Source organism: Sulfurimicrobium lacus (assembly GCF_011764585.1).
Lineage (GTDB): Bacteria > Pseudomonadota > Gammaproteobacteria > Burkholderiales > Sulfuricellaceae > Sulfurimicrobium > Sulfurimicrobium lacus.
Genome location: NZ_AP022853.1, coordinates 901,963 through 924,531, shown reverse-complemented (window position 1 = coordinate 924,531; position 22,569 = coordinate 901,963). Strand labels below are relative to the sequence as shown.

The 22,569-nt window shown below is 62.3% G+C and carries 28 protein-coding genes; 9 read left to right on the top strand and 19 right to left on the bottom strand.

What is annotated here, in order from left to right; translation table 11 throughout:
* Nucleotides 1-159: 159 nt before the first annotated feature.
* Nucleotides 160-444 carry a hypothetical protein gene (locus SKTS_RS04725; RefSeq protein WP_173061066.1) on the top strand — a complete coding sequence of 95 codons (285 nt, stop codon included), beginning with the start codon at nucleotides 160-162 and terminating at the stop codon, nucleotides 442-444.
* 88 nt (nucleotides 445-532) lie between these two features.
* Here SKTS_RS04725 and SKTS_RS04720 read toward each other — a convergent pair whose 3' ends face one another.
* The 9 genes from SKTS_RS04720 to SKTS_RS04680 form a co-directional block, all read right to left on the bottom strand.
* Complete coding sequence (locus SKTS_RS04720) at nucleotides 533-1,729, bottom strand: GGDEF domain-containing protein (RefSeq protein WP_173061063.1); 1,197 nt, start codon at nucleotides 1,727-1,729, stop codon at nucleotides 533-535.
* A 129-nt stretch (nucleotides 1,730-1,858) separates the two neighbouring features.
* Complete coding sequence (locus tag SKTS_RS04715; RefSeq protein ID WP_173061060.1) at nucleotides 1,859-3,406, bottom strand: aminoacyl-histidine dipeptidase; 1,548 nt, start codon at nucleotides 3,404-3,406, stop codon at nucleotides 1,859-1,861.
* 28 nt (nucleotides 3,407-3,434) lie between these two features.
* On the bottom strand, nucleotides 3,435-4,181 hold the full coding sequence (locus SKTS_RS04710; protein ID WP_173061057.1) for a fused MFS/spermidine synthase: 747 nt from the start codon (nucleotides 4,179-4,181) through the stop codon (nucleotides 3,435-3,437).
* Between the two features lie 64 nt (nucleotides 4,182-4,245).
* Nucleotides 4,246-4,503, bottom strand: a complete 258-nt coding sequence (locus SKTS_RS04705) for a KTSC domain-containing protein (protein WP_244617440.1) — start codon at nucleotides 4,501-4,503, stop codon at nucleotides 4,246-4,248.
* 80 nt (nucleotides 4,504-4,583) lie between these two features.
* Nucleotides 4,584-5,288 (bottom strand): TFIIB-type zinc ribbon-containing protein, encoded by a 705-nt coding sequence (locus SKTS_RS04700; protein ID WP_173061052.1) that lies wholly within the window; start codon nucleotides 5,286-5,288, stop codon nucleotides 4,584-4,586.
* Between the two features lie 115 nt (nucleotides 5,289-5,403).
* Nucleotides 5,404-5,583, bottom strand: a complete 180-nt coding sequence (locus tag SKTS_RS04695; protein ID WP_173061049.1) for a hypothetical protein — start codon at nucleotides 5,581-5,583, stop codon at nucleotides 5,404-5,406.
* On the bottom strand, nucleotides 5,580-6,083 hold the full coding sequence (locus SKTS_RS04690) for an ATPase (RefSeq protein ID WP_244617439.1): 504 nt from the start codon (nucleotides 6,081-6,083) through the stop codon (nucleotides 5,580-5,582). The genes SKTS_RS04695 and SKTS_RS04690 overlap by 4 nt, the downstream gene beginning before the upstream one ends.
* Before the next feature lie 17 nt (nucleotides 6,084-6,100).
* Entirely contained in the window at nucleotides 6,101-7,765 is a 1,665-nt protein-coding gene (gene ettA / locus SKTS_RS04685) for an energy-dependent translational throttle protein EttA (protein WP_173061042.1), read from the bottom strand.
* Between the two features lie 68 nt (nucleotides 7,766-7,833).
* Nucleotides 7,834-8,295 (bottom strand): WbuC family cupin fold metalloprotein, encoded by a 462-nt coding sequence (locus SKTS_RS04680; RefSeq protein WP_173061039.1) that lies wholly within the window; start codon nucleotides 8,293-8,295, stop codon nucleotides 7,834-7,836.
* A gap of 180 nt (nucleotides 8,296-8,475) precedes the next feature.
* Here SKTS_RS04680 and SKTS_RS04675 point away from each other — a divergent pair, with 180 nt between their 5' ends.
* Together SKTS_RS04675 and SKTS_RS04670 are read left to right on the top strand one after the other, a co-directional pair.
* Nucleotides 8,476-9,135, top strand: coding sequence for a Crp/Fnr family transcriptional regulator (locus SKTS_RS04675; RefSeq protein WP_173061036.1), 660 nt, complete (start codon nucleotides 8,476-8,478; stop codon nucleotides 9,133-9,135).
* A 74-nt stretch (nucleotides 9,136-9,209) separates the two neighbouring features.
* Complete coding sequence (locus SKTS_RS04670; RefSeq protein WP_173061033.1) at nucleotides 9,210-9,401, top strand: YgaP family membrane protein; 192 nt, start codon at nucleotides 9,210-9,212, stop codon at nucleotides 9,399-9,401.
* A gap of 58 nt (nucleotides 9,402-9,459) precedes the next feature.
* Here SKTS_RS04670 and ppk2 read toward each other — a convergent pair whose 3' ends face one another.
* The 3 genes from ppk2 to SKTS_RS04655 all read right to left on the bottom strand — a co-directional run bounded on the left by ppk2 (nucleotide 9,460) and on the right by SKTS_RS04655 (nucleotide 12,093).
* Nucleotides 9,460-10,641: a polyphosphate kinase 2 gene (ppk2, locus tag SKTS_RS04665; RefSeq protein ID WP_244617438.1), complete on the bottom strand. Its 1,182-nt coding sequence runs from the start codon at nucleotides 10,639-10,641 to the stop codon at nucleotides 9,460-9,462.
* Between the two features lie 184 nt (nucleotides 10,642-10,825).
* Nucleotides 10,826-11,536 (bottom strand): hypothetical protein, encoded by a 711-nt coding sequence (locus SKTS_RS04660; RefSeq protein WP_173061027.1) that lies wholly within the window; start codon nucleotides 11,534-11,536, stop codon nucleotides 10,826-10,828.
* Entirely contained in the window at nucleotides 11,533-12,093 is a 561-nt protein-coding gene (locus tag SKTS_RS04655; RefSeq protein WP_173061024.1) for an RNA polymerase sigma factor, read from the bottom strand. Before SKTS_RS04655 ends, SKTS_RS04660 begins: the two co-directional genes overlap by 4 nt.
* Before the next feature lie 184 nt (nucleotides 12,094-12,277).
* Here SKTS_RS04655 and SKTS_RS04650 point away from each other — a divergent pair, with 184 nt between their 5' ends.
* The 3 genes from SKTS_RS04650 to SKTS_RS04640 all read left to right on the top strand — a co-directional run bounded on the left by SKTS_RS04650 (nucleotide 12,278) and on the right by SKTS_RS04640 (nucleotide 14,178).
* Entirely contained in the window at nucleotides 12,278-12,733 is a 456-nt protein-coding gene (locus tag SKTS_RS04650; protein WP_173061021.1) for a DsrE family protein, read from the top strand.
* 65 nt (nucleotides 12,734-12,798) lie between these two features.
* Nucleotides 12,799-13,182, top strand: coding sequence for a hypothetical protein (locus SKTS_RS04645; RefSeq protein ID WP_173061018.1), 384 nt, complete (start codon nucleotides 12,799-12,801; stop codon nucleotides 13,180-13,182).
* Complete coding sequence (locus tag SKTS_RS04640; RefSeq protein WP_173061015.1) at nucleotides 13,183-14,178, top strand: porin; 996 nt, start codon at nucleotides 13,183-13,185, stop codon at nucleotides 14,176-14,178.
* A 71-nt stretch (nucleotides 14,179-14,249) separates the two neighbouring features.
* On the opposite strand, the gene hemF is transcribed toward SKTS_RS04640, so the two are convergent.
* Nucleotides 14,250-15,173: an oxygen-dependent coproporphyrinogen oxidase gene (gene hemF, locus SKTS_RS04635; RefSeq protein WP_173061012.1), complete on the bottom strand. Its 924-nt coding sequence runs from the start codon at nucleotides 15,171-15,173 to the stop codon at nucleotides 14,250-14,252.
* Between the two features lie 222 nt (nucleotides 15,174-15,395).
* Between hemF and SKTS_RS04630 the strand changes: the two genes are divergently transcribed.
* Nucleotides 15,396-15,590, top strand: a complete 195-nt coding sequence (locus SKTS_RS04630) for a hypothetical protein (RefSeq protein ID WP_173061009.1) — start codon at nucleotides 15,396-15,398, stop codon at nucleotides 15,588-15,590.
* A gap of 27 nt (nucleotides 15,591-15,617) precedes the next feature.
* On the top strand, nucleotides 15,618-16,187 hold the full coding sequence (locus SKTS_RS04625; RefSeq protein ID WP_244617437.1) for an REP-associated tyrosine transposase: 570 nt from the start codon (nucleotides 15,618-15,620) through the stop codon (nucleotides 16,185-16,187).
* A gap of 134 nt (nucleotides 16,188-16,321) precedes the next feature.
* On the opposite strand, the gene recQ is transcribed toward SKTS_RS04625, so the two are convergent.
* From recQ to SKTS_RS04595, 6 genes are all read right to left on the bottom strand, one after another.
* The gene (gene recQ / locus SKTS_RS04620) at nucleotides 16,322-18,160 is read right to left on the bottom strand and encodes a DNA helicase RecQ (protein WP_173061006.1); all 1,839 of its coding nucleotides are present in this window, start codon (nucleotides 18,158-18,160) and stop codon (nucleotides 16,322-16,324) included.
* A gap of 61 nt (nucleotides 18,161-18,221) precedes the next feature.
* Nucleotides 18,222-18,569, bottom strand: coding sequence for a hypothetical protein (locus SKTS_RS04615; RefSeq protein ID WP_173061003.1), 348 nt, complete (start codon nucleotides 18,567-18,569; stop codon nucleotides 18,222-18,224).
* Between the two features lie 16 nt (nucleotides 18,570-18,585).
* Entirely contained in the window at nucleotides 18,586-19,677 is a 1,092-nt protein-coding gene (modC, locus tag SKTS_RS04610) for a molybdenum ABC transporter ATP-binding protein (protein WP_244617436.1), read from the bottom strand.
* Nucleotides 19,674-20,354 carry a molybdate ABC transporter permease subunit gene (gene modB, locus SKTS_RS04605; protein ID WP_173061000.1) on the bottom strand — a complete coding sequence of 227 codons (681 nt, stop codon included), beginning with the start codon at nucleotides 20,352-20,354 and terminating at the stop codon, nucleotides 19,674-19,676. Before modB ends, modC begins: the two co-directional genes overlap by 4 nt.
* 183 nt (nucleotides 20,355-20,537) lie before the next feature.
* Nucleotides 20,538-21,293 (bottom strand): molybdate ABC transporter substrate-binding protein, encoded by a 756-nt coding sequence (gene modA / locus SKTS_RS04600; protein WP_173060997.1) that lies wholly within the window; start codon nucleotides 21,291-21,293, stop codon nucleotides 20,538-20,540.
* A 215-nt stretch (nucleotides 21,294-21,508) separates the two neighbouring features.
* Complete coding sequence (locus SKTS_RS04595) at nucleotides 21,509-21,880, bottom strand: winged helix-turn-helix domain-containing protein (protein WP_173060994.1); 372 nt, start codon at nucleotides 21,878-21,880, stop codon at nucleotides 21,509-21,511.
* A 184-nt stretch (nucleotides 21,881-22,064) separates the two neighbouring features.
* Here SKTS_RS04595 and SKTS_RS04590 point away from each other — a divergent pair, with 184 nt between their 5' ends.
* Nucleotides 22,065-22,529 (top strand): CreA family protein, encoded by a 465-nt coding sequence (locus SKTS_RS04590; RefSeq protein ID WP_173060991.1) that lies wholly within the window; start codon nucleotides 22,065-22,067, stop codon nucleotides 22,527-22,529.
* Nucleotides 22,530-22,569: the final 40 nt, after the last annotated feature.

Genomic DNA, 22,569 nt, shown 5'->3' with positions numbered 1-22,569 from the left:
TGGGGCCGCGCGTGACAAGAAAAAGCGATTTCATGACCGCTCAGGGAAGGCCACGCCGGCTTTCATTACACTTAATTAATTATTTTTGTAAACTTTCATGGCGATAGCTGCGTTAATGGATCAAGGCGGTTAACCGTCTCAACTTGACTGGAGCGCAAAATGGGCAGGCTGGATAACGAACCTTTTGTTGAATTTCTCAATTCACTGAAAAAGGCCGGGGTGGAAATCATCAATGAGCAGGAATTGCGCGAGCGTCTCGCCGAAGCGCAACGCTGGCGTTACGCTTTCGACACTTTGGCGATGAACGGGCGCTCGATCGGCATCCGTTTCGCCGACCGGGGCGCCGGGCACAACGAAGCCGAAATTCACCGCGCTTTCGCGGCATTCCAGTTTCCGGAAAAATCCGAAGAGATATTCAACGCCAGCCTCAAGGCCAGCCACTAGACCTTCGAGTCTGGCGCGGGCCAACCCCGCTGTGGCAGAAGAAGCAGCCTTGGTGATGCCGCGATACCGGCCGCAGCGGATATGCGCGTTAAGCCGCCGCCAGTTCACCTGCAGGCAGGGCACCCAAATGGGCCACACGGTTGCGTCCTGATTGTTTGGCCACATAAAGCGCTTCATCGGCTTCATTAAGCATGGTCTTCAGCTCCCTGCCGCCGTCGGACAGGAAGCACGAGACCCCGATGCTGATCGAGGTGCAGATTTCTCCGTTTTCGGTCACCAGGGGTGTGGACGCGACTAATTCCCGCAACGACTCGGCCAGCAGCAGCGCCCCCTGGATGTCGGTATCCGGGGCGACCACGCAGAATTCCTCGCCGCCGTAGCGCCCCAGAACATCGTGACGCCGCAGACGCCCCAACATCCGCGCGGCAATCTGGCGCAGAACCTCATCCCCCACCGGGTGCCCGTGGGTATCGTTGATAGCCTTGAACAAATCCACGTCTATCATCAGCAAGGCCACCGGCTTGCCACAACGCCGGGCCAGCGTGCGTTCCGCGTAGTCCATGAGGGCACGCCGGTTAGGCACCTGAGTCAGGCTGTCGGTCATCGCCAGGTGCAGAATTTCACGATCGGTGCGTTCCTTCACCATGAGCACGAAACCGATCGAACCAAGCAAGGCAGTCGCCATGATGGCGATGAAGGAAACGATCTGAACCCAATGGGGTGCAGCACCGGCAACCTGCGGCTGTGCCAGTTCGCCGTGTCCGGACAGCGCAACGAAAGCGCGCAAGCCCAGCACCAGCACGATCATGACAGCCCCGCCGAACAACAGCCGCCACGCCCGCCCGGCGCGGGTTTCCCGGTCGGACAGCAAGACGCGAGCGACCAGCACCATCTGGAAAGCGTAGATCAGGCCTATCCAGATGAAGCGGCCACGTATGTCGTCCACCAGAACGACCGCCAGCAACAAGGTCAGCGCCAACGGTGCAAAATACTGCCAGCGCGGCAGCGTGCGCCGCTGGAATTCGCAGATGGCAGCCAGTATCAGGGCATGGGCGCCGGCCTTGAGTACGTTGGCCGCAATGATCGAGAATGTGTCCGGGATATGGCCCCGAGCAGCGACCAGCGCCCAGGTCAGGGTTTCCAGCAGGATCGCCACCGCCCATTTGCCCATGCCGTCCCGTTTCCCGACCCGGTTGCCGCTCGAGGTGGCGACGAACAGACTAATCACCATCAGGGTGTTGCACAGGATGAGCGAAAACAGCAGGGTGCGAGGGTCCAGGTTCATTGTGTCGCGAACCCGGCTTTAATTGGAGCGAGGGAAATCATTCAGGGAGAAATCTCAATTCGCATAGGCCATTCTAACCGAGTTTTTCGTGGCACACGAACCAATCGCGCCGCCCGCGTTTGGTGGCCATTAGCCTCTCACCGCATGTGGCTGAGCCAGCGCATGCAGGACCGCCTTGAGCAATTGCCAACAGCGCGCGACCGATGCGATTTCCACGCTTTCGCCGGGTGCGTGGGCGCCGCGGATATCGGGGCCGAAGGAGATCATGTCCAGTTGCGGATGGCTGGCGGCGAGCAGGCCGCACTCCAGTCCGGCATGTATCACCTGCAAACTCGCGGGCTGGCCGAATTGCGCGCTGTACACCTGCCGGCACAAATCGAGCAACGGGGATGACGGGTTCGGCGTCCAGCCCGGATAGGCGCCGTCCTTCCAGGCCTGCAAGCCGAATGATGCGGCATGCGCCACCATCTCGTCGGCCAGCGCATCGGCGCGTGCATCGTGCAGCGAGCGCACCTTGAAGGTGGCACGGAACGCGCCCTGCTCCAGCGCAAGCACGCCGAGATTGTCCGAAGTGTCGGTCACGCCGGGAAAATCGTCGCTGACGCGCGCCACGCCGTTGGCGGCGCTGTCGAGAAAATCGAGCAATCGCTCCCGCTCGGTGCGAGAAATGGCCTTGCGCGGCGCGAATTCAGCAGCCACCAAACCATCCCCTCCCCCTTCCAGGGGGAGGGCTAGGGAGAGGGTAGAAGCGCTGCTGTCCAGCCCAAGAAGTTCCTGCCGAACCGCCAGCGCCACCTTTGCATCCGCCGCCGCAAAGCGCGCCCGCCATGCCGCATGCTTCGCCTGCACCCATGTGTCCAGTTGCGCCGCCTCCGCAGCCGGCAACGCGAACACCGCAACCGCCTCGCGCGGAATGGCGTTGCGCGCCGTGCCGCCCTGCGTGCCGATCAGGCGCAGGTCGTAACGGGAAGCCAGCTCGCGCAGCGCCTCCGCCAGCAGCTTGATCGCATTGCCGCGCCCGAGATGGATGTCGATGCCGGAATGGCCGCCGCGCAGCCCGGACACTTCCAGCCGAAGTGGCACATAGCCCGGCGGCAGGTCTTCCAGCGCGCAATCGCCGCGCACCTCCACATCCACCCCGCCCGCGCAACCGAGATAGAAATGCCCCCACTCCTCGGTGTCGAGGTTGATCAGCGCCTTGCCCTGCAAGGTGCCGGACACCAGCCCGCGCGCGCCGTCCATGCCGGATTCCTCGTTGACGGTGAGCAGCACCTCCAGCGCCGGATGAACCAGCCCCGGCTCTTCCAGCGCAGCCAGCGCCAGCGCTACGCCAATACCGTTGTCCGCGCCCAGCGTCGTATTTTCCGCCACCACCCAGCCATCGCGCACCACCGCGTTGATCGGGTCGCGCTCGAAGTCGTGCTGCGTACCGGCATTGGCCTGACACACCATGTCGAGATGGCCTTGCAGGATCACGCCCGGCATCGCCTCGCAGCCGGGGCTGGCGGGCTTTTTCAGGATCAGGTTGCCGGCGGCATCGACCACGGCGGCGATGCTGTGCGCCTTTGCCCAGGCGATCAGGTGCGCGATCAGCGCATCCTCGTGCAGCGAAGCGCGCGGAATCGCGCAGAGGGTGGCGAAGTGCGACCAGACGCAGGATGGTTGGAGATTCTTCAAAAGGGAACTTGTGATTGACTGTTGCGGTTCAAAGGGAATGTGATGCTGGCCACATCATTTCTAATTTTCTTAAAGCCGGCAAGAGCGCAAGACCTGTTCGTTGCTCGAACGCTAACGACTTTTTCTTCAACTCATCCAGCGAAACGTTGATGACGCCTGCTGTCGCCGCGAAAGCAATCGTGTTTCCGCTTTTGCACTGGGGGAACATCAGGGCACGGTCTTCAAAAGCAGATTCGATATGTGCGAAACCGCCTTTTACTCCGCGACACAAACCGATCAGATTGGCGGCCAGCATGCCTTGATTGCTTAGCCGTGAACGGCATGCCTGATAAAAAGGCAGCGAATTGAGATCGCCGGGGTGAGCGTGCTCATTAAAACCATCGACCAGGATCAGATCAAATGTCTGGTCGCTGGCCATCATGAAATCGACCCCGTCGCCAATCACCATGTTCAACCGCACCGGATCATGCGGCAGCCCGAAATGCTCGCGAGCCGCATCCACCACGCGCGCATCGATTTCAACAACCGTCAGGTGGGCAAGCGGGCAGTTGCGGTAAAGGAATTTTGTCAGCGAGGCTGCGCCGAGGCCGATCAACAGGATGTTGCGCGGAAAGCTGCTTTCATCGCGCATCAGCAAACACGCCATCATCACCTGCGTGTATTCCAGCTCCAAATCCCAGGGCCGCGTGATCCGCATCGCCCCTTGCATCCACCGCCCATCAAAGTGCAGCGTGCGCAGGCCGCGGCTTTCCCGAATATCTATCGAAAAATCCATATGTTAATTACAAGGACGCAGTGAATGAATAAAAAAGCTTTGAAATACCCGAGATTGTTTCCATTCAGGGTTTGCCGAATAAATCGTCGAGCGGATTCTTGCCTGCAGGGGCGTTGGCGGAAACGAGCTTCGCGCTGAACTCTTCTTCGATGTTGTCGCGGTAATAGCTCCAGGCCGACCCCGAGCTACTGAGGCGGCGCCAGGCTTCCTCGCCGACGCCGCTGTACTGAAGTGTGCAGCCGTCGTCGAGCAGGACCTGCAGCAAGCGGGCGCGCGCATCGTAGCCGATGGCGCGCAACTTGCCTGAGTTGATCTTTTTCATTTCCATGGTGTTATCCAAAACCATTTCGAGCACGGCTCTTCAATTTTGTTCCAACGCCCCACCGCTCATTGAACAGGCGCCTAGAGCCGTTTCAGCATGCCAGCCATAATCCCGATGCCGGAAACGATCAGGTCGCCTATCGGCAGGTCGAGCTCGGTGCCCGCCGCGCGAGGCGAGGCGCCACGCTCGCGTTCCGCCATCAATATCGCGTCCGCCAGGGCTTCGGGGTCGAGGGTCGTGCGTTTCACCTCGGCCTGCTGGTAGCTGGCCAATGCTTTCTCGACCGCCTGCGGATCGAGAATGGCGATGGGAGAGTGGCAGTAGGTGCAGGCGCTGTCCTTGCGAATGTCGACTGGCGCGCCGCAACTGGTGCAATGGACCACGCCGATGCGTGCCTTGAGCGCCTCGATTTCTGCCCCGCTCAGCTGGCGCACGAAGCCCTTCTCGATCATGAACTGGGCGAAGGTAACGAAACGTCCGTGTCCGTTGCTGCAACGGTGGTAATTGAAACGTCCGCTCTTGACGATGTCGAGGCTGCCGACCAGGTGCCCCTCGCAGCGGGGGCAGCGCAAGTCTGCGCCGAGCTGGTGGCGCTGGTGGTCGCGGTGTTCGTGAATCAGTCTGAACAGCTCCACGACGCCGCCGGGCGACATTTGCGTACTTTCCATGCCGTCGAACCAGATGCCCTGACACGAGAAGCACAGGTCGATCTCCACCTTCCCCGCCAGGCGCGCGTCCACGCCGAGCGGCGCCATGGGGTAGCAACAGGAGGGGCAGGCGTTCACGCGCGGCGGGCTTCTGATTCAGCGGCTGACCAGTTTAGGCTTCGCCCGCCCTCGTCCAGGCGCTTCGTCTTGTCGGTGTCGCAAACCAAAGGGGGTTGGCTCATGCTATCTCAAGCTAATTCGCGCCAGGAGCCGATCGCTTCGTAATGTCGACGAGCTTGCCGTCCTGTCGGACGATACAGGGCGTATTGGTTTGTATGGCAATTTCGCGTGCTCGCTGAGCCGCCCGCTTGATGGCCAGTTCAGCCCCCAGCAGATCGGGGGATATGGGTCGTGTTTTCTTGGCTGTGGTCATGATTCGCTCCAGTCCAGCGGAATGGGTTCGTTGCCTGAATTGTCGTAGAACAGCCAGGCGTCGACAAGCGGCTTGTAAATACTGTGGAAATTCTCGATGCCGCCGGAAAAGCGGCGGCGGATGGTGGTTTCCGGCACGTCATGACCGCCTTGCGCGACTCTGTTCCTTACTCGGGCGATGGCAGTCTCAGGGGAATCGAGAGAAAGAAAAAACAACTCCACGCGATAGCCTGCCTTGCGCCACTCCGGAATGTGTCGTGCATAGCCATGGCCGGACAGCGTAGTCTCGAAGGCAAAGCTTTCGCGTTTGGCAGATTTCTCAGCGATCTCGGCCAACATGATGCGGCCAGCCTGGATGGCGGCCACTTCAGGTTTGAACGGCGAAAGTCCCGCGGCAATGAGATCGGCGTTGATGAAGACCGGGAGTTGAGCTTCTTGCGGAAGAAACTCGCGCGCAAAAGTGGTTTTTCCGGCCCCGTTGGGGCCGGCGATGATGATCACGCGCGGGTTCGTGTCCATTACCTGCTGATCGGCTTGTACCGAATCCGCTTCGGCTTCGCCCCTTCCTCGCCCAAGCGCCGTTTTTTGTCGGCCTCGTATTCCTGGTAGTTGCCGTCGAAGAACGTCCACTTGGAATCGCCTTCCGCCGCCAGGATGTGGGTGGCGATGCGGTCGAGGAACCAGCGGTCGTGGGAGATGACCAGCACGCAGCCGGCGAATTCGAGCAGGGCGTCTTCCAGCGCGCGCAGGGTTTCCACGTCGAGGTCGTTGGAAGGCTCGTCGAGCAGCAGCACGTTGCCGCCGGAAATCAGCGTCTGTGCCAGGTGCAGGCGGCCGCGCTCGCCGCCGGAAAGTTGGCCAACCATTTTTCCCTGATCGGAACCCTTGAAGTTGAAGCGGCCGATGTAGGCGCGCGCCGGGGTCTCGTACTTGCCGACGGTGAGGATGTCGTTGCCGCCCGAGATCGCGTCGAACACGGTCTTGTCGTTCTGCAGCGAATCGCGCGCCTGATCGACGTGCGCGATCTTGACGGTGGAGCCGATCTTCACGCTGCCGCTATCCGGCTGTTCCTTGCCGGTAATCAGCTTGAACAGCGTAGATTTGCCCGCACCGTTCGGACCGATGATGCCGACGATGGCGCCGGGCGGCACCTTGAAGCTGAAGTTGTCGATCAACAAGCGGTCGCCGAAGGCTTTGCTCACGCCGTCGAATTCGATGACTTCGTTGCCGAGGCGGTCGCCGACCGGAATGAAGATCTCCTGCGTCTCGTTGCGCTTCTGGTATTCCTGCGAATTGAGCTCCTCGAAGCGGTTCAGACGCGCCTTGGACTTGGCCTGGCGCGCTTTGGGATTCTGCCGCACCCATTCCAGCTCCTGCTTCATCGCCTTCATGTGGGCGTCGATCTGCTTGTTCTCCGTCTCCAGCCGCGCTTCCTTCTGCTCCAGCCAGCTCGAGTAGTTGCCCTTCCACGGGATGCCGTGGCCGCGGTCCAGTTCCAGGATCCACTCGGCGGCGTTGTCGAGGAAGTAGCGGTCGTGAGTCACCGCCACCACGGTGCCGGGGAAGCGCACCAGGAACTGCTCCAGCCAGTCCACCGATTCGGCGTCGAGGTGGTTGGTCGGTTCGTCCAGTAGCAGCATGTCCGGCTTTTCCAGCAGCAGCTTGCACAGTGCGACACGGCGCTTCTCGCCGCCGGAGAGGTGCTCAATCCTGGCATCCCACGGCGGCAGGCGCAGCGCATCGGCAGCCAATTCCAGCTGATGTTCGGAATCGGAGCCCGAAGTGGCGAGGATCGCTTCAAGCCGACCCTGTTCCTCGGCCAGTTTGTCGAAATCGGCATCCGGCTCGGCATAGGCGGCGTAGATTTCCTCCAGCTTCTTTTGCGCCTGCATCACTTCGCCCAAAGCCGCCTCGACTTCCTCGCGCACGGTCTTGGCCGGGTCGAGCTGCGGCTCCTGCGGCAGGTAGCCGATAGAGATGTTGGGCTGGTGCTGCACCTCGCCCTCGTACTCCTTGTCCGCGCCTGCCATGATGCGCAGCACGGTGGACTTGCCCGAACCGTTGAGGCCGAGCAGGCCGATCTTGGCGCCGGGGAAGAAGCTGAGGGAAATATCCTTGATGATCTGCCGCTTGGGCGGCACGACCTTGCTCACGCGGAGCATCGACATTACGTATTGGGCCATGGTGTTCGCTTAATTCAGGATGATGGGGATGAGCGCAATTTTACGGGATTTTGAGCGGGCTGGCAGGCTTAGGCGAAACTATCCCCGACATGAGCGCTTGCATACCAGGCATTCAACTCATCAGCCGAGCGCCCTACAGCCCAGTGCGCCTGGTCGGCCTCGCCCACAGACATGTACGGCCCCTGCTTGACTTCGAAAATGATGCCGCCCTGATCCAGCGACAGGACCGCGTGCCACGTGCCGGCCGGGTTCTCCAGCACCTGGCAGTCCGCGCCCAGCACCGTGCGCTCGGTGACGCGCCCCGCTTCGTCGAAATGTAGTACCAAAAAGCGCCCGCGCAGCGGGAACAGCATTTCCCAGGTTTGCGGGTGGCGGTGCGGCAACACCAGGGTATCGGGCTCCATGGCGATGGCCAGGCGCTGGACCGGGTCGCCCAGTTCCTCATGCAGGTTGTGGTTGGCGCGGCGGCGCGGCGATTGTCGGGCCTGCAGGGCAAGGGTATCCAGCGTTGCGGCGGTAAGCTGTTTCAAGTCGCGACTCCAAAATGTGATAATCCGGATATTATCGCTGCTCACGGGCGGACATGGTTAAAGCAGCAACCCCTATCATAGAAATCGCCATGCCCGTTTCCCCCACCCCTGCCCTCCCCCGCTTGCGGGAGAGGGGGACAAAGGTTCGCTCCGCGAGTCTCACGATTGGAAGGCTAGGCAATGAATGATGTAACAAAGGCACAACTGCTCGCGCTGTTCCCCTCGTTGCGGGATTTGCCCGCCGAGCTGATGCGGCGGCTCGACCAGGAAGCCGCCTACATCGAGGCGCCAGCCGGGACCGTGCTGTTCGAAAACAGCAGCCCGTGCCAGGCGTTTCCCATGCCGCTCAGCGGGTCGGTGCGCGTGGTGCGGACCGGTGCCAACGGGCGCGAGTTGCAGCTTTACCGCGTCGCACCGGGAGAAAGCTGCATCATCACCAGCAGCTGCCTGCTGGGCCAGAACGCCTATCCGGCGCGCGGCATCGCGGAGGGCAGCCTGAGCGCGGTAGTGGTGCCGCGCGCGCTGTTCACCCTGCTGATCGAGCAGCACCCGCCGTTCCGCGCTTACGTCTTCAACCTGTTCGGCGAACGCCTTGCCGACCTGATGCAGTTGGTGGAAGAAGTCGCCTTCCGCAAGCTGGACCAGCGGCTGGCAGCACTGCTGCTGGGCAAGGGCGAAATCATCCACGCCACCCATCAGGGTCTGGCGGACGAGCTCGGCAGCGTGCGCGAGATCATCAGCCGCCTGCTGAAAGGCTTCCAGGAACAGGGCATGCTCGAACTGGGGCGCGAGCAGATCAGGGTGCTCGACACCAAAGCCTTGCGTGCTATTGCAATGTAACCAAAGTCACATACACTGCGAGGCGCTTGCCCTATTATCATCCCGTCGCAAACTTTTTCCCAGGAGAGCTGAAAATGAAAGCAAACGTAGGTGGAATCGACAAGCTGTTGCGTATCGTGGCTGGCGCGGCCTTGATTGGCCTGACGCTGAGTGGCGTCATCGGCATGTGGGGCTGGATCGGCGTTATCCCGCTGGCTACCGGACTGATGGGCTGGTGCCCGTTCTACCCGCTGCTGGGCTTGAACTCCTGCCCGAGCAAAAGCTGATTTAAGGCACGCGCTGTAAAAAAACGCAGGATGGAAACATCCTGCGTTTTTTTTCGCCTCAAATCAGCGGCGAATTCAAATTCTCGCCGCGCTCGTACACGATATTGGCGCGCCCCACCAGCAGCGGGTCGAGCGGGCCGATGGCTTCGATGTCCTTGTTGTCGTAGGGCAGCTTGTGCAGCACGTAGCGCAGGGCGTTGAGGCGCGCGCGCTTCTTGCAGTCGGACTTGATCACCGTCCACGGCGCGTCGGCGGTGTCGGTGTAGAAGAACATCGCCTCCTTGGCCTTGGTGTATTCGTCCCACTTGTCGAGCGAAGCCAGGTCGATGGGGCTGAGTTTCCAGTGCTTGAGCGGATGCACCTCGCGCTCATTGAAGCGCCGCCGCTGCTCCTCCTTGCTCACCGAGAACCAGAACTTGATCAGGTGGATATTGCTGCGCGCCAGATTGCGCTCGAATTCCGGCGCCTGACGGATGAATTCGAGGTATTCCTCCTGCGAGCAGAAGCCCATCACCCGTTCAACGCCGGCGCGGTTATACCAGGAACGGTCGAACAGGACGATTTCGCCGGCGGTGGGGAGGTACTGGATATAGCGCTGGAAGTACCACTGGCCGCGCTCGGTCTCGGTCGGCTTTTCCAGCGCCACCACGTGCGCGCCGCGCGGGTTGAGATGTTCCATGAAGCGCTTGATGGTGCCGCCTTTGCCCGCCGCGTCGCGCCCCTCGAACAGGATCACCAGCCGCTGGCCGGTTTCCCTGACCCAGGCCTGCAACTTGAGCAACTCCACCTGCAGGTGATATTTCTGGCGCTCGTAACTCTTGCGCGACAGCAGGTTCTTGTAGGGGTAACCTCCGTCCCGCCAGTCGTCCGACAGCAGATCGTCGGGGCTGACCGGCAGTTTGGGCGCAGCCGGACCCTGTTCCTTGAGCAAGGCCCGCCGCAGTACCAAAGCGTCCTCGGGAGAAGCGCCGGCCATGATGGTTTTCAGGGTCCGCGCCAGGGCGTGAGCATCGCCCGGCGGCTGCGCCGCCAGAATGTCCTTCACAGCCACGATCTTGGACTCCTGCGCCGCGGCGACCGCTTCGCCGATGGCGAACGTCTCGATTCCCTGGGTATTTGTGGTGGGCGCGATGTCGCCGGCAGAAGCGGGGCGTGCAGCTGGAGCGCTGCGGCGCGCACGCGCCTTGCCGTTCTCGGGTGCGAGAGCGCGGGCGGGGTCCTTCTGTTGCCTGATAGCCAAGATGTTTCCTTTCCATGCGGGTTGAGGGATGTCATCGTCGGCGCCGGAATCCGGCACCGTGCCTGGCCAGGCGGACTGGCGAAAGCCCGTCGCGGTTAGGGTTGGATGATTATTCCACCATGCAGGAGGCATGTAAATCGCGCCGTGCCGAGCGACGCACGCCGCATGCTGCGAGGAAAGCGGGTCAGACCTTGATATAGCCCCAGCCCTGCTTCAGACGCAGGGTGATTTCGTCCACCGCGGAAGGCGCAATGCCGGTGTCGGGCAGGAGGCGCACGTCCACCCCCTTGGCGCGCAGGTTCCTCAGCGTCTGGCCGCATGCCGTCAGTTCGAGGTTGGGATACTTCTCGCGCATCGCGGCGATGCGCTGCGCGTAGGGCGAGGAACCGGCGCGCAGCAGCTCCAGGCCGCCGCCGTTGGCGATGATTTCCACCCGCATCGGCCGGTTCGCGCGCTTGGAACTTGCCAGCAGGTTCTCCGCTTCGTCCAGCGCGGTGGACAGCCTGACCGGGTTGGCATTCCCCACGTGTATCATCAGCTTGTGCGGGTCCGCACCGAGATCGTTGCGCTGCACGGTTTGCAGCAGGCGCATGATGTCGCGGTCGGAGGTGTAACCGGTCCAGTTGTGGGCGAACCAGCCGGAGAGGCTGGCGGCGAGGGCCTGGCGGTACGGCGTCCCGCTCAGCCAGCTTTTTTTCGTCGCATGCACGGGCGGCGGTGGTTGCAGGTAGGCGAGCTGCACCTTTTCCTTCAGTCCGCGCAATTCGCACACGCGTGCCTTGAGCGCTTCATCCTGCTCGATCAGTTCGAAGGTACGGCTTTTCTCGGCCGGGTCGAGCTGATCGTCGACAAAAGCGTTGAGGAATTCATCCGAAAGCGTTTGATCCTGGTTCATTTAACCCTCCTGAGCGGGGTGACCTGGGCCGGCTGCGGCGGCGCAAGTTCCTGCAATAAATCCTTCAATGTCCTTCTTGCCCGGCACAAACGGCTCATCACCGTACCGGCCGGCAACGCAAGTATCTCCGCCACTTCGGCATAGGAAAACTCCTCCAGGTCTACCAGCGTCAGGACCTGGCGCTGCCCCAGCGGGAGCCGGGAAACGGCGCTCCTCACACGATTGACGATCTGGTTCTGCGCATGCGCATCTTCCGGGGTGTATGGATTGGCGCAGCGATGGTCCTCGATTTCATCGATATCCTCCATTTCCCGATGGGCGCGGAAATGGTCGTGCCAGCAATTGTTCAGAATGCGGAACAGCCAGCTGTTCAGCTGTTCGTGGTCGCGCAGCTGACCCGCGTTCTTCAGCGCCTTGGACAGGGTTTCCTGCACCAGGTCGTCGCTCAGCGCGGCGTCGTGGCACCAGGAGTAGGCGACCCGATAGAGCTTGGTGCGGCTCTGCTCGAGCTGCTTGCGGAATTCGTAGGAGCGGCAGATCAGGGAAATGATTTTCATCGTACCGGGATATCGACCTGAAAAAGTGAGCTTAAGTATATGACGCGGCAGCCCGCGAATTTATTCCATTTTTTCCAACTATTTATTGTTGTGCGAAATGGAATAGAAACCCTGCTCGCGGCGTCTTTACCTGTAGCGGCAATGCATCGCCACTATATAAAAACACTTGAGGAGACAAAACATCATGAAGCCCATCCATCACTACTGCGGACTCACCGCGGCCTTCGCCCTGGCTTTAAGCTTCGCTTCGACCGGCGCCGGCGCCGTTGACGCCCCCGCCTCGCAAGCCAGCCAGGAAATGCAGAAAGTCGTGTTCCAGGTGAGCGCAGGCGATCCGAAGATCTGGAACCTGACGCTCAACAACGCCAAGAACGTGCAGCAGGAACTCGGCGCGAAAAATGTCGACATCGAGATCGTCGCCTACGGCCCCGGCATCGGCATGCTCAAGTTCGACTCGGCCGTGGCAAACCGCATCGACGAAGCGGTCGCGGAAGGCGTCAAGGTCGTTGCCTGCGAAAACACCATGAAAGCGCAAAAGCTCAGCAAGGACGACATGCTTTCATCCGCCGGCTTCGTCCCCGCCGGCGTGATCGAACTGATGAAAAAACAAAAAGAAGGCTACGCCTACATCCGCCCCTGATCGGCGGCACGCGTAGAGCGACAGAAACCAAAGCACAATAAAAATTACGCCCTCAGGAGGGGACAATGAAAAAATCCATACTGGCGACCGCACTGGTCGCCGCTTGCGCGCACGCGCCCGCTTCCTTCGCCACCAACTGGTTCCAGTTGCAGAACAACGAGCAGCCGGGCGCCGCGCCCTACACTTTCTGGGGCTTCGTTCAACCGACCTATACCCACGTCTATGCCGACCCGGTCCAGGGCATCACCGCGCCGGCCGGCCTGGTTCCCTATAACGGCCACGTCTACCTGGGCAACATGGTCGGCCCCGACCTCGCCCATACCGACCAGCTGCAGCTGTTCCGCGCGCGGCCCGGCGTGCGTGGCGTTATCCCTGGCACCGACGAGAAGATCAATTATTTCGTCCTGGGCGAAGTCGGCAACAACGGCCTGACGCGCGAGCGGCACTAGGTGTTCACCGATGCCTCGGCCACGTTCAACTACATTCCCGGCGCGCGCGTTCGTGTCGGCCTGGGCCGTCTGCCGCTGGGCGAGGAAGCGATGACGGGCGTCCAGGTGCTGGACTACATCAACTTCACCAGCGTCACCGACCAGTTGCTGAACGAACGCTTCGTGACGCCTTACACCAACACCGCCCGCACCCACTCCCCGATCCTCGGCGTGCAGTTCAAGCAGTCGAAGCTGACGGGCGCAGTTGCCGGCTACCGCGATGTCGGCGTCGAGGTCTACGACTGGTTCAACCGCGGCAGGTGGGAATACGCCTACGCCGTAATGGCCAGCCAGGCCAACGGCATCACCTGGAGCGACCGGCTCAACGGCGGCAATCACGACATCACTGGGCGGGTACAGGCGGCTTACGTGTTCCAGGGCAGCGGCCCGAAACGCGAGGACGTGACGGTCTATGCCTGGCACCAGGAAGGAAAACGCGCATATAACGGCGGCGACTATTCCCGCGTCCGCGAAGGCGTCGGCGCCAAGTACCTGCGTCATGGGCTGCGCCTGAGCGGCGAATACATCCGCGCCAAGGGCATGATCTACATCGCCTCCGCGCCCCAGTTCAACGATGTCGGCGCGCCCGCCTTCGAGCCGGTCGACCTCATGGCGGTCGAATCGAGCAACAAGGCAAACGGCTACTACCTCGAAGCGGGCTGGAAATTCACGCCCCAGTGGGAAGCGGACCTGCGCTACGACACGCTCGACAAGATGACCAACTCGGCCTTCGACGAGCGCAAGGCCACTACCTGGACCCTGGGCGGGCAATATTTCTACAGCCCCAAACTGCGCTTCGCGGTGAACTACGAAATCCGCACCGTCAAGGTTCCCCACATGGACGCGCACGGCACGACGGGCACCCAGGCCCAATGGACCACGCAGCTCAACGACTACAAGACCATTCTGGACACGACGGGCAACCGGCTCAGCGCACAGCTGACCTGGGTGTTCTGAGTTCCTGCCGCAAATAAAAATCCCGGGCCTGGAAATCGCCCGGGATTTTTTTTGCCCGCGTTCCGCCTGGGCTACGTCTCCAGCCAGTCTTTAGCGACCAGGAATTCGCTCATCAGGCGCGCCTCCGGGCTGCCGGCCTCGGCCACCCAGTCGTAGCGCCACCGCACCACGGGCGGCATGGACATCAGGATGGATTCGGCACGCCCGCCGGATTGCAGGCCGAACAGCGTGCCCCGGTCCTGCACCAGGTTGAACTCCACGTAACGCCCGCGCCGGTATTCATGGAAAGCGCGCTGCTCCGGCCCGTAGGGCGTCGCCATGCGGCGTTCCAGGATCGGCACATAGGCACCGAGGAAGGCGCCGGCGACACTGCGCGCCAGCGAGAAGCTGTAGTCGAAATCGCGCTCGTTGAAATCGTCGAAAAACACCCCGCCGATACCGCGCGGCTCCTGGCGGTGCTTGATGAAAAAATACTCGTCGCAATGGCGCTTGAAGCGCGGGTAGTAGTGCGCGCCGAACGGCTCCAGCGCATCGCGGCAGGCGCGATGAAAGGCGACGGCATCCTCCGCGAAGCCGTAGTACGGCGTCAGGTCCATGCCGCCGCCGAACCACCACACTGCTTCCGCTCCCGGCTTGGTGGCGACGAAAAAACGCACGTTCATGTGGGTGGTCGGCGCGTAGGGATTGCGCGGATGAATGACCAGCGAAACCCCCATGGCCTCGAAGCTGCGCCCCGCCAACTCCGGGCGGCTGGCCGATGCCGACGGCGGCAGGGCATTCCCCCGCACGTGGGAAAAATTCACGCCCGCGCGCTCGAACACCTCGCCATCCTCCAGCACCCGGCTGATGCCACCGCCACCCTCGGCGCGCTCCCACGCGTCGTGCAGGAAAGGCCGCCCCTCGATGCGGGAGAGTTCCTCCACGATTTCCTGCTGCAGGGAGCGCAGGAAGGTTTCCACTTCCGCGCCTTGATTATCTCTCTTTGGCTTATCCATTGGTTTCTCGCATATCAGTCCGCTTGATATTGCTTGATTTGGACGGTTACGGCAAGGCGGCGTAATCCCCATAACAGCCCGTAGGTTGGGGTGAGCTTGCGTACCCCAACAAACCTTGGTCACGAGATACGGCGAAGGAATGTTGGGGTTCCTGCGTCACCCCAACCTACACGCTTCCCAAACAATGGCAATGTGAATACCATAGGCACAGGAGACATTCCCATGAAGCTTATTCAAACAAATCAAGCGCGTAAGCACCCGGCCAAGCTGAAGCTGGACGAGAGTCTGGCGACTCAGGCAAAAGTGATGGCCAACGATCTTTCGACGAGCGAGGCGAGCTGCGCCGCTGCGACTGAAGCATGGGACGACTTTAACGAACGTACGGGTTCGTTTGCCGACGAACATTCGACACTGTAATGGTGCAGCCCGCCCCAGTACGTTGGGGTGAGCCCGCGCCCCCCAACACCACGACGCCCAAGCCGTGAGCCGCTACACACGCGCATTCACGCCGGGTGGAACGTTCTTCTTTACCGTCAACCTGGCGACAGATCGAAATCCCTGCTTACCGACCACATCGACAAGCTGCGCGAAAGCCTGCACCTTGTCCGCGAACGGCATCCCTTCCATATCGACGCCATCGTGGTCCTGCCCGAGCACCTGCATACCGTCTGGACGTTGCCGCCCGGCGATGCCGATTACCCCACCCGCTGGGCGCTGATTAAAGCTGGATTTTCTCGCAACCTGCCCAGGATCGAGCGCATCGCTTCGAGCCGAATCGCCAAGGGCGAACGGGGCATCTGGCAACGGCGCTATTGGGAACACCAAATCCGCGATGAAGGCGATTACGCCCGGCATGTCGATTACATCCATTACAACCCGGTCAAACACGGCCACGCGCAAACGCCCATCGACTGGCCGCATTCGTCGCTGCATCGATATGTTCGGGACGGGATTCTCCCGGTGGATTGGGGGGCGACTTACGCCGAAGGGAAGAAAGCCGAATGGGGCGAATGAATGAGACAATATCCGCCCAATGAAGCCAAGGCCCAAACCGTAGGTTGGGGTGAGCCCGCGAACCCCAACAAGCCTTGACCGCGGGAAGAGAAATGTTGGGGTTCCTGCGTCACCCCAACCTACCCGCCGTTTATTTAACTCACCCCGTTCGCATCCTCCAGCACCTGCAAAAACGCATCCCCATAACGCTCCAGCTTGGCCTGCCCCACCCCGCTGATCTGTCCCATCTCGGTGAGGCTGCCAGGCCGGCGGTTAAGGATTTCCAGCAGGGTGCTGTCGTGGAAGATGACGTAGGGCGGCACGCCCTGTTCGCGGGCGAGTGCAGTGCGCTTGGCTTTGAGGGCCAGCCATAGCGGGTCTTCGCTGGCGCCGGCGAAAGCTTCGCGGGCACGGGCGCCGCGTTCGGCCTTGCTGACCTTGCGCTTGGCGGGTTCGGCGTCGCGCCGCAGCCAGACATCCTGCTCGCCGCGCAGCACCGGGCGGGCGTCTTCAGTCAAACGCAGGCCGCCGTAGGTTTCCATGTCGGCTTCCAGCAGGCCGCCCGCAACCAGCTGGCGGAACACGCTGCTCCACTGTGCCTGGTTGAGCGACTGGCCGATGCCGAAAGTACTGAGCTGCTGATGGTTGAATTGTTCGACTTTTGCGTTTGCCTTGCCCAGCAGCACGTCGATCAGGTGCACCACGCCGAAGCGCTGGCCGGTGCGGTAGACGCAGGAGAGCGCCATCCGCGCGGCTTCGGTGGCTTCCCAGGTATCCACCGGTTCGAGGCAGTTGTCGCACTGGGCGCAGGCACCGGGATGCTCCTCGCCGAAGTAGCGCAGGAGGGTCTGGTGGCGGCAGGCGGTGGATTCGCAGAAGCCCAGCAGGGCGTCGAGCTTCTGGCGCTCCACCCGCTTGCGCTCCTCGGGGGCATCGCCGGAATCGAGCATCTGGCGCATCGAGACCACGTCGCCCAGGCCGTAGGTCATCCAGGCGTTGGCGGGCAGGCCGTCGCGCCCGGCGCGGCCGGTTTCCTGGTAGTAGCCTTCCATGCTCTTGGGCAGGTCGAGGTGGGCGACGAAGCGCACGTTGGGCTTGTCGATGCCCATGCCGAAGGCCACCGTGGCCACCATGATCACGCCCTCCTCGCGCAGGAATCTTTTCTGATTCGCGTTGCGCGTGGCGGCGGCCAGCCCGGCGTGGTAGGGCAGCGCGTCCCAGCCTTTTTCCTTGAGCCAGGCCGCGGTTTCCTCGACTTTCTTGCGCGACAGGCAGTAGACGATGCCGGCATCGTCGGGGTGCTCGGCTTCGAGGAAGGCCTGCAACTGCTGGCGTGCGTTGGCCTTGTGCGTCACGCGGTAGCGGATGTTGGGACGGTCGAAGCTGGAGACGAACTGGCGCGCGTTTTCGAGGTTGAGGCGCTCCACTATCTCGCGCCGCGTGGGCGCGTCCGCCGTGGCGGTGAGGGCGATGCGCGGCACTTCGGGGAAGCGCTCGTGCAATACCGTCAGGGCACGGTACTCGGGGCGGAAGTCGTGGCCCCACTGCGACACGCAATGCGCCTCGTCGATGGCGAACAGCGCCAGTCCCGGCCCGTCCTGCACCTGTTCCAAAGTGTTGAGGAAGTTCGCCAGCAGCAACCGCTCCGGCGCAACGTAAAGCATGTCGAGCTCGCCGCGCACCAGCGCGATGAACACTTCGCGCGCCGCTTCGGCAGAAAGACTGGAATTATAAAACGCAGCCCTGACGCCGAGCTGGCGCAAGGCATCCACCTGGTCCTGCATCAGCGCGATCAGCGGCGACACCACGATGCCGACGCCGCGCCGCAACAGGGAAGGAATCTGGTAGCACAAGGACTTGCCGCCGCCGGTGGGCATCAGCACCAGCGCGTCGCCGCCCGTCGCGACATGCTCGACGATGGCCTGCTGCTCGTCGCGGAAGGACGAGTAGCCGAAAATGTCGTGCAGGATTTGCTGGGCGGAGGAATTTGGCATGGCCGCCATTGTACACCGCAGCCCGACACTCTCCCTCACAGCGAATCGGTCAGACAGGTGCTTAACGCGGCCGCTCGTCAGCCATGGCATAGCTCGGCGGACGGAGACGGTCGCCGCACAATCCCTGCTCCCCTCCCTGGCGCAGGCACGTCAGCCAGCGTCGGTCCGCCAGGCGCCACGCCGTTACGGTCTCGTAGAAAACCTCGCTTTCGCAAGTCAGGTCGTCTGCGTCGAGAAAACTCTCCGTCAGCGAGTAGGCATGGCGGTAGTAACACACCTCGCCCCCGGCGTCGTAGCCGAGAACTTTTTCCGCGCGCGCCTCGGGTTCGCTGAATCGCTCGAAGCACAGCGGTGGACAGGCCAGCGCGGCTTGCTCGGACGGCAGTTCCCGTTTCCATTCCTCGATCATCGAATTCTCCTTGTCCTTACCCGATCAGCGCCACCGACTTGACCTGCGCCCACACCGGGCGGCCCGGGGAAAGATCGAGCGCCGCGACGGAGCGCCGCGTGAGCCGCGCCACCAGGGCCGATTCCCCTACCCTCACGCGCACCAGGGCGAGGGCCGGATGGCTGTCTTCGCCGATGGCTTCCACTGTGCCGGACAGCAGGTTCTGGATGCTTGTATGGTCGACGTGTTCCAGCGCCAGGCTCACGTCGCGCGCCAGGATGCGCACCCGCACGTGGTGGCCGAGCGGCACGCCGTGTTCGCGCACCCACAGGCTGCCGCCGGGGAAATCGACGCGCGCCAGGTGCCAGATTTCGTCGCGTTGCGCCAGCACGCCGTCCAGCACCACTCCGGCATCCTCGCCCAGGTGGATCGGCAGGTCCAGCCGCGCCAGGGTCTCGACCAGCGGGCCGGCCGCCACGGCGCGCCCCGCGTCCATCACCACGATATGGTCGGCCAGGCGCGCCACTTCGTCCGGCGAATGGCTGACGTAGATGAGCGGGATTTCCAGTTCGTCGTGCAGGCGTTCCAGGTAGGGCAGGATCTCCTGCTTACGCGCCAGGTCGAGCGCCGCCAGCGGCTCGTCCATGAGCAGTATCCTGGGGCTCACCGCCAGCGCGCGGGCGATGGCCACGCGCTGGCGTTCGCCGCCGGAAAGACGCTCCGGCATGCGCTCCAGCAGGTGGCCGATGCCGAGCAGCTCGATGGCATGCTCCAGCGACACCCGCCGGGCGCCGTCGGCGATACGCCGCAGGCCGTATTCCAGGTTGCGTCGAACGCTGAGGTGGGCGAACAGGCTGGCTTCCTGGAAGACATAGCCGAGCGGCCGTTTATGGGTGGGCACGAACAGCGGCCCATCCTGCCAGACCTCTCCGTCCAGCACGAGATAGCCGTCCGGCGCCCGTTCCAGGCCGGCCAGGCAGCGCAGCAGAGTGGTCTTGCCCGAGCCGGAATGGCCGAACAGCGCGGTCACGCCGCGCCCCGGCAGCTTGATGTCGACGTCCAGCGCGAAGCCGGGGCGTTCCAAATGGAAGCGCGCGGCGATGGTGGGCGTGTTTTCCGCTGTCGTCACGGCTGCGCCAGCTTGCGTTGCGGGTTGAAGAAATTCACCGCCAGCAGCACCACGAACGAGAACACCAGCATGCCGCCCGCCAGCCAGTGGGCTTCGGCGTATTCGATCGCCTCGACGTGGTTGTAGATCTGCACCGAGACCACGCGCGTCTTGCCCTCGATGTTGCCGCCTATCATCAACACCACGCCGAACTCGCCCACCGTGTGGGCGAAACTCAGGATGGCCGCGGTGAGGAATCCGGGCCGCGCCAGCGGCACCACCACCGAGAAAAACATGTCCAGCGGCGAGGCGCGCAGGGTGGCAGCCACTTCCAGCGGACGCGCGCCGATGGCCTCGAAGGCATTCTGCAGCGGCTGCACCACGAAGGGCATGGAATAGAGCACCGAGGCCAGCACCAGTCCGGCGAAGGTGAACGGCAGGTTGCCCAGCCCGAGCGCCTGGGTAAAGTGCCCGAGGAAACCGTTCGGCCCCATCGCCACCAGCAGGTAAAAGCCCAGCACCGTGGGCGGCAGTACCAGCGGCAAGGTGACCAGCGCACTCACCGGCGCCTTCCACCAGCAGCGGGTGCGCGCCAGCCACCAGGCGATGGGCGTGCCGATCAGCAGCAGCAGCGCGGTGGTCAGGGTCGCCAGTTCGAGCGTCAGGCGGATGGCGGAATAGTCGGCGTCGGTCAGCATGATCCGAGAAACCTCCGGTTAGCCACAGAGAACACAGAGAAGAAATAACGAATTTCCATAAGTATTGGTTTCACCCATAAGTTGGACTGTAAAAACAGGCAAATCCCCTTCCATCTCTGTGTCCTCTGTGTCCTCTGTGATCTCTGTGGCTTGAATTGCGGTTTTTTGTACCATGAAATCCATTTATTCCACGGCATAACCGTAGGACTTGATGACTGCTGTCGCCTTGGCGCTCCTGAGATACTTCATCAGCGCTTCCGCTGCGGCGTTACCCTTGCCGCTGGCGAGGATCACCGCATCCTGGCGGATCGGTGCATGCATGGACTGCGGGACGATCCAGGCGGAACCGGCACCGATTTTTCCGTCCTTTATGACCTGCGAAAGCGCGACGAAGGCCAGCTCGGCATTGCCGGTGGCGGCGAACTGGTAGGTCTGGCCGATGTTCTCCCCCTGCACGATCTTGGCCTGCAGCTTGTCCACCAGCCCCATCTTGGTCAGAGTTTCCATCGCGGCGGCGCCATAGGGCGCAAGCTTGGGCGTGGCCAGCGCCAGGTGTGCGAATTCGCCTTTGGCCAGTACCGCGCCCTTGTCGTCCACGAATCCGGGTTTGGCCGACCACAGCACCAGGGTGCCGATGGCGTAGGTAAAGCGGCTCCCCGCCACGGCCATGCCCTCCTTTTCCATCTTGGCCGGGGTCTCGTCGTCGGCCGCCAGCAATACCTGGAACGGCGCACCGTTCTTGATCTGGGCGTAGAACTTGCCGGTCGAACCGAACGCCAGTTGCGCCTTGTGGCCGGTGTCTTTCTCGAACTCTGCGGCGATGGCCTTCATCGGTGCCGTGAAATTGGCCGCCACGGCCACCTGGACCTCGTCGGCCAGGGCGGGGCCGGCGCTGGCCAGCGCCAGGGCGAGCAGCAGTTTTGCGATGCGGTGCTTCATCGGATTTCTCCCTTGTTGTATATGGTCGGATATAGCGCGAGGCGACAAAGCGCCCCTGAAATTCACAAAAGCAAGCTTTGTTCCACCACCGACAATTCAACAAATAATGTTTTTATTCAATGTTATGCGAAAATCACACGGCCACATGCGAAGCAAATGGATGTATTCAACCGTACATAACGCTGCACCACTCTAGTGCCGCGGCACCAAAAATGTCAATCCTGCGTCGGGAACGGAGGCTGGGCGGCGAGCAGGTCGACGAACTGTTCCATGTCGGCTGCCACCGCAGCGGCGGCCTTGTCCTCCATTTGCCGATAGCGGCGCAATACCTCGCGCCCGAAATCGGAAATGCGGGCGCCCCCGCCGCCTTTCCCGCCGGTGGCCGTTTCCACCACGGGAGACTTGAAGCACTGGTTCATGGTATCCACCAGCAGCCAGGCACGGCGATAGCTCATATCCATGCGCCGGGCGGCGGCGGAAATGGAGCCGGTTTCGGCAATGTGTTCCAGCAGTTCCGCCTTGCCGGGACCGATGGGAATGGCGTGGCCGAACAGGATGCGCAGACGGGGCTGGAAGGGATCGTTCATGGCGAGGATATCGTGTCGCGAAAAGCCGATACGATACCCGCTTGACGTTCGGGCGCAAGAGGCGCCCAAGTCCAGGCAGAAATGGTGCATCATCTCAAGGAAAGACCGGGGCGCCCCCGGTTCCATCGATTCGAACCTTGCAAAGCCAGGGGACACCCTCTGGCTATGCCGACAGGAGGTGCTTATGTCTTGCCGTGCCTACACCGTTTTTTTCCTGCTGCTTGCCCTGCTGCCGCCCGCCCATGCCGAGACAGTAGGCTGCGTCACCACGGCGTGGAAGCTCATCGGCGCCAACCACAAGGTGTGCGTCGAAGCCTTCGGCGACCCGAAAGTTCCGGGGGTGACCTGCCATGTGAGCCAGGCCCGGACAGGCGGGATCTCCGGCTCGCTGGGGCTGGCCCAGGATCCTTCGCAATTCTCCCTCGCCTGTCGCCAGACCGGACCCATCGCCCTGCCAGCCAAGCTACCCAAGGACGAAACGGTGTTTTCCGAGGACACTTCCATCCTCTTCAAGGAAACGCGCGTTGTGCGTCTGTGGGACGAAGCCCACAAGACGCTTGTTTATGTCGCAATCAGCCGCAAATTAATCGATGGGGCGCCGGCCAACAGCATTTCCACCGTGCCGGTGATGCCGTGGGGCGGAAAATGACGCATTCACGCCAGCTCGTTTGACTTGATTTGGACAACCG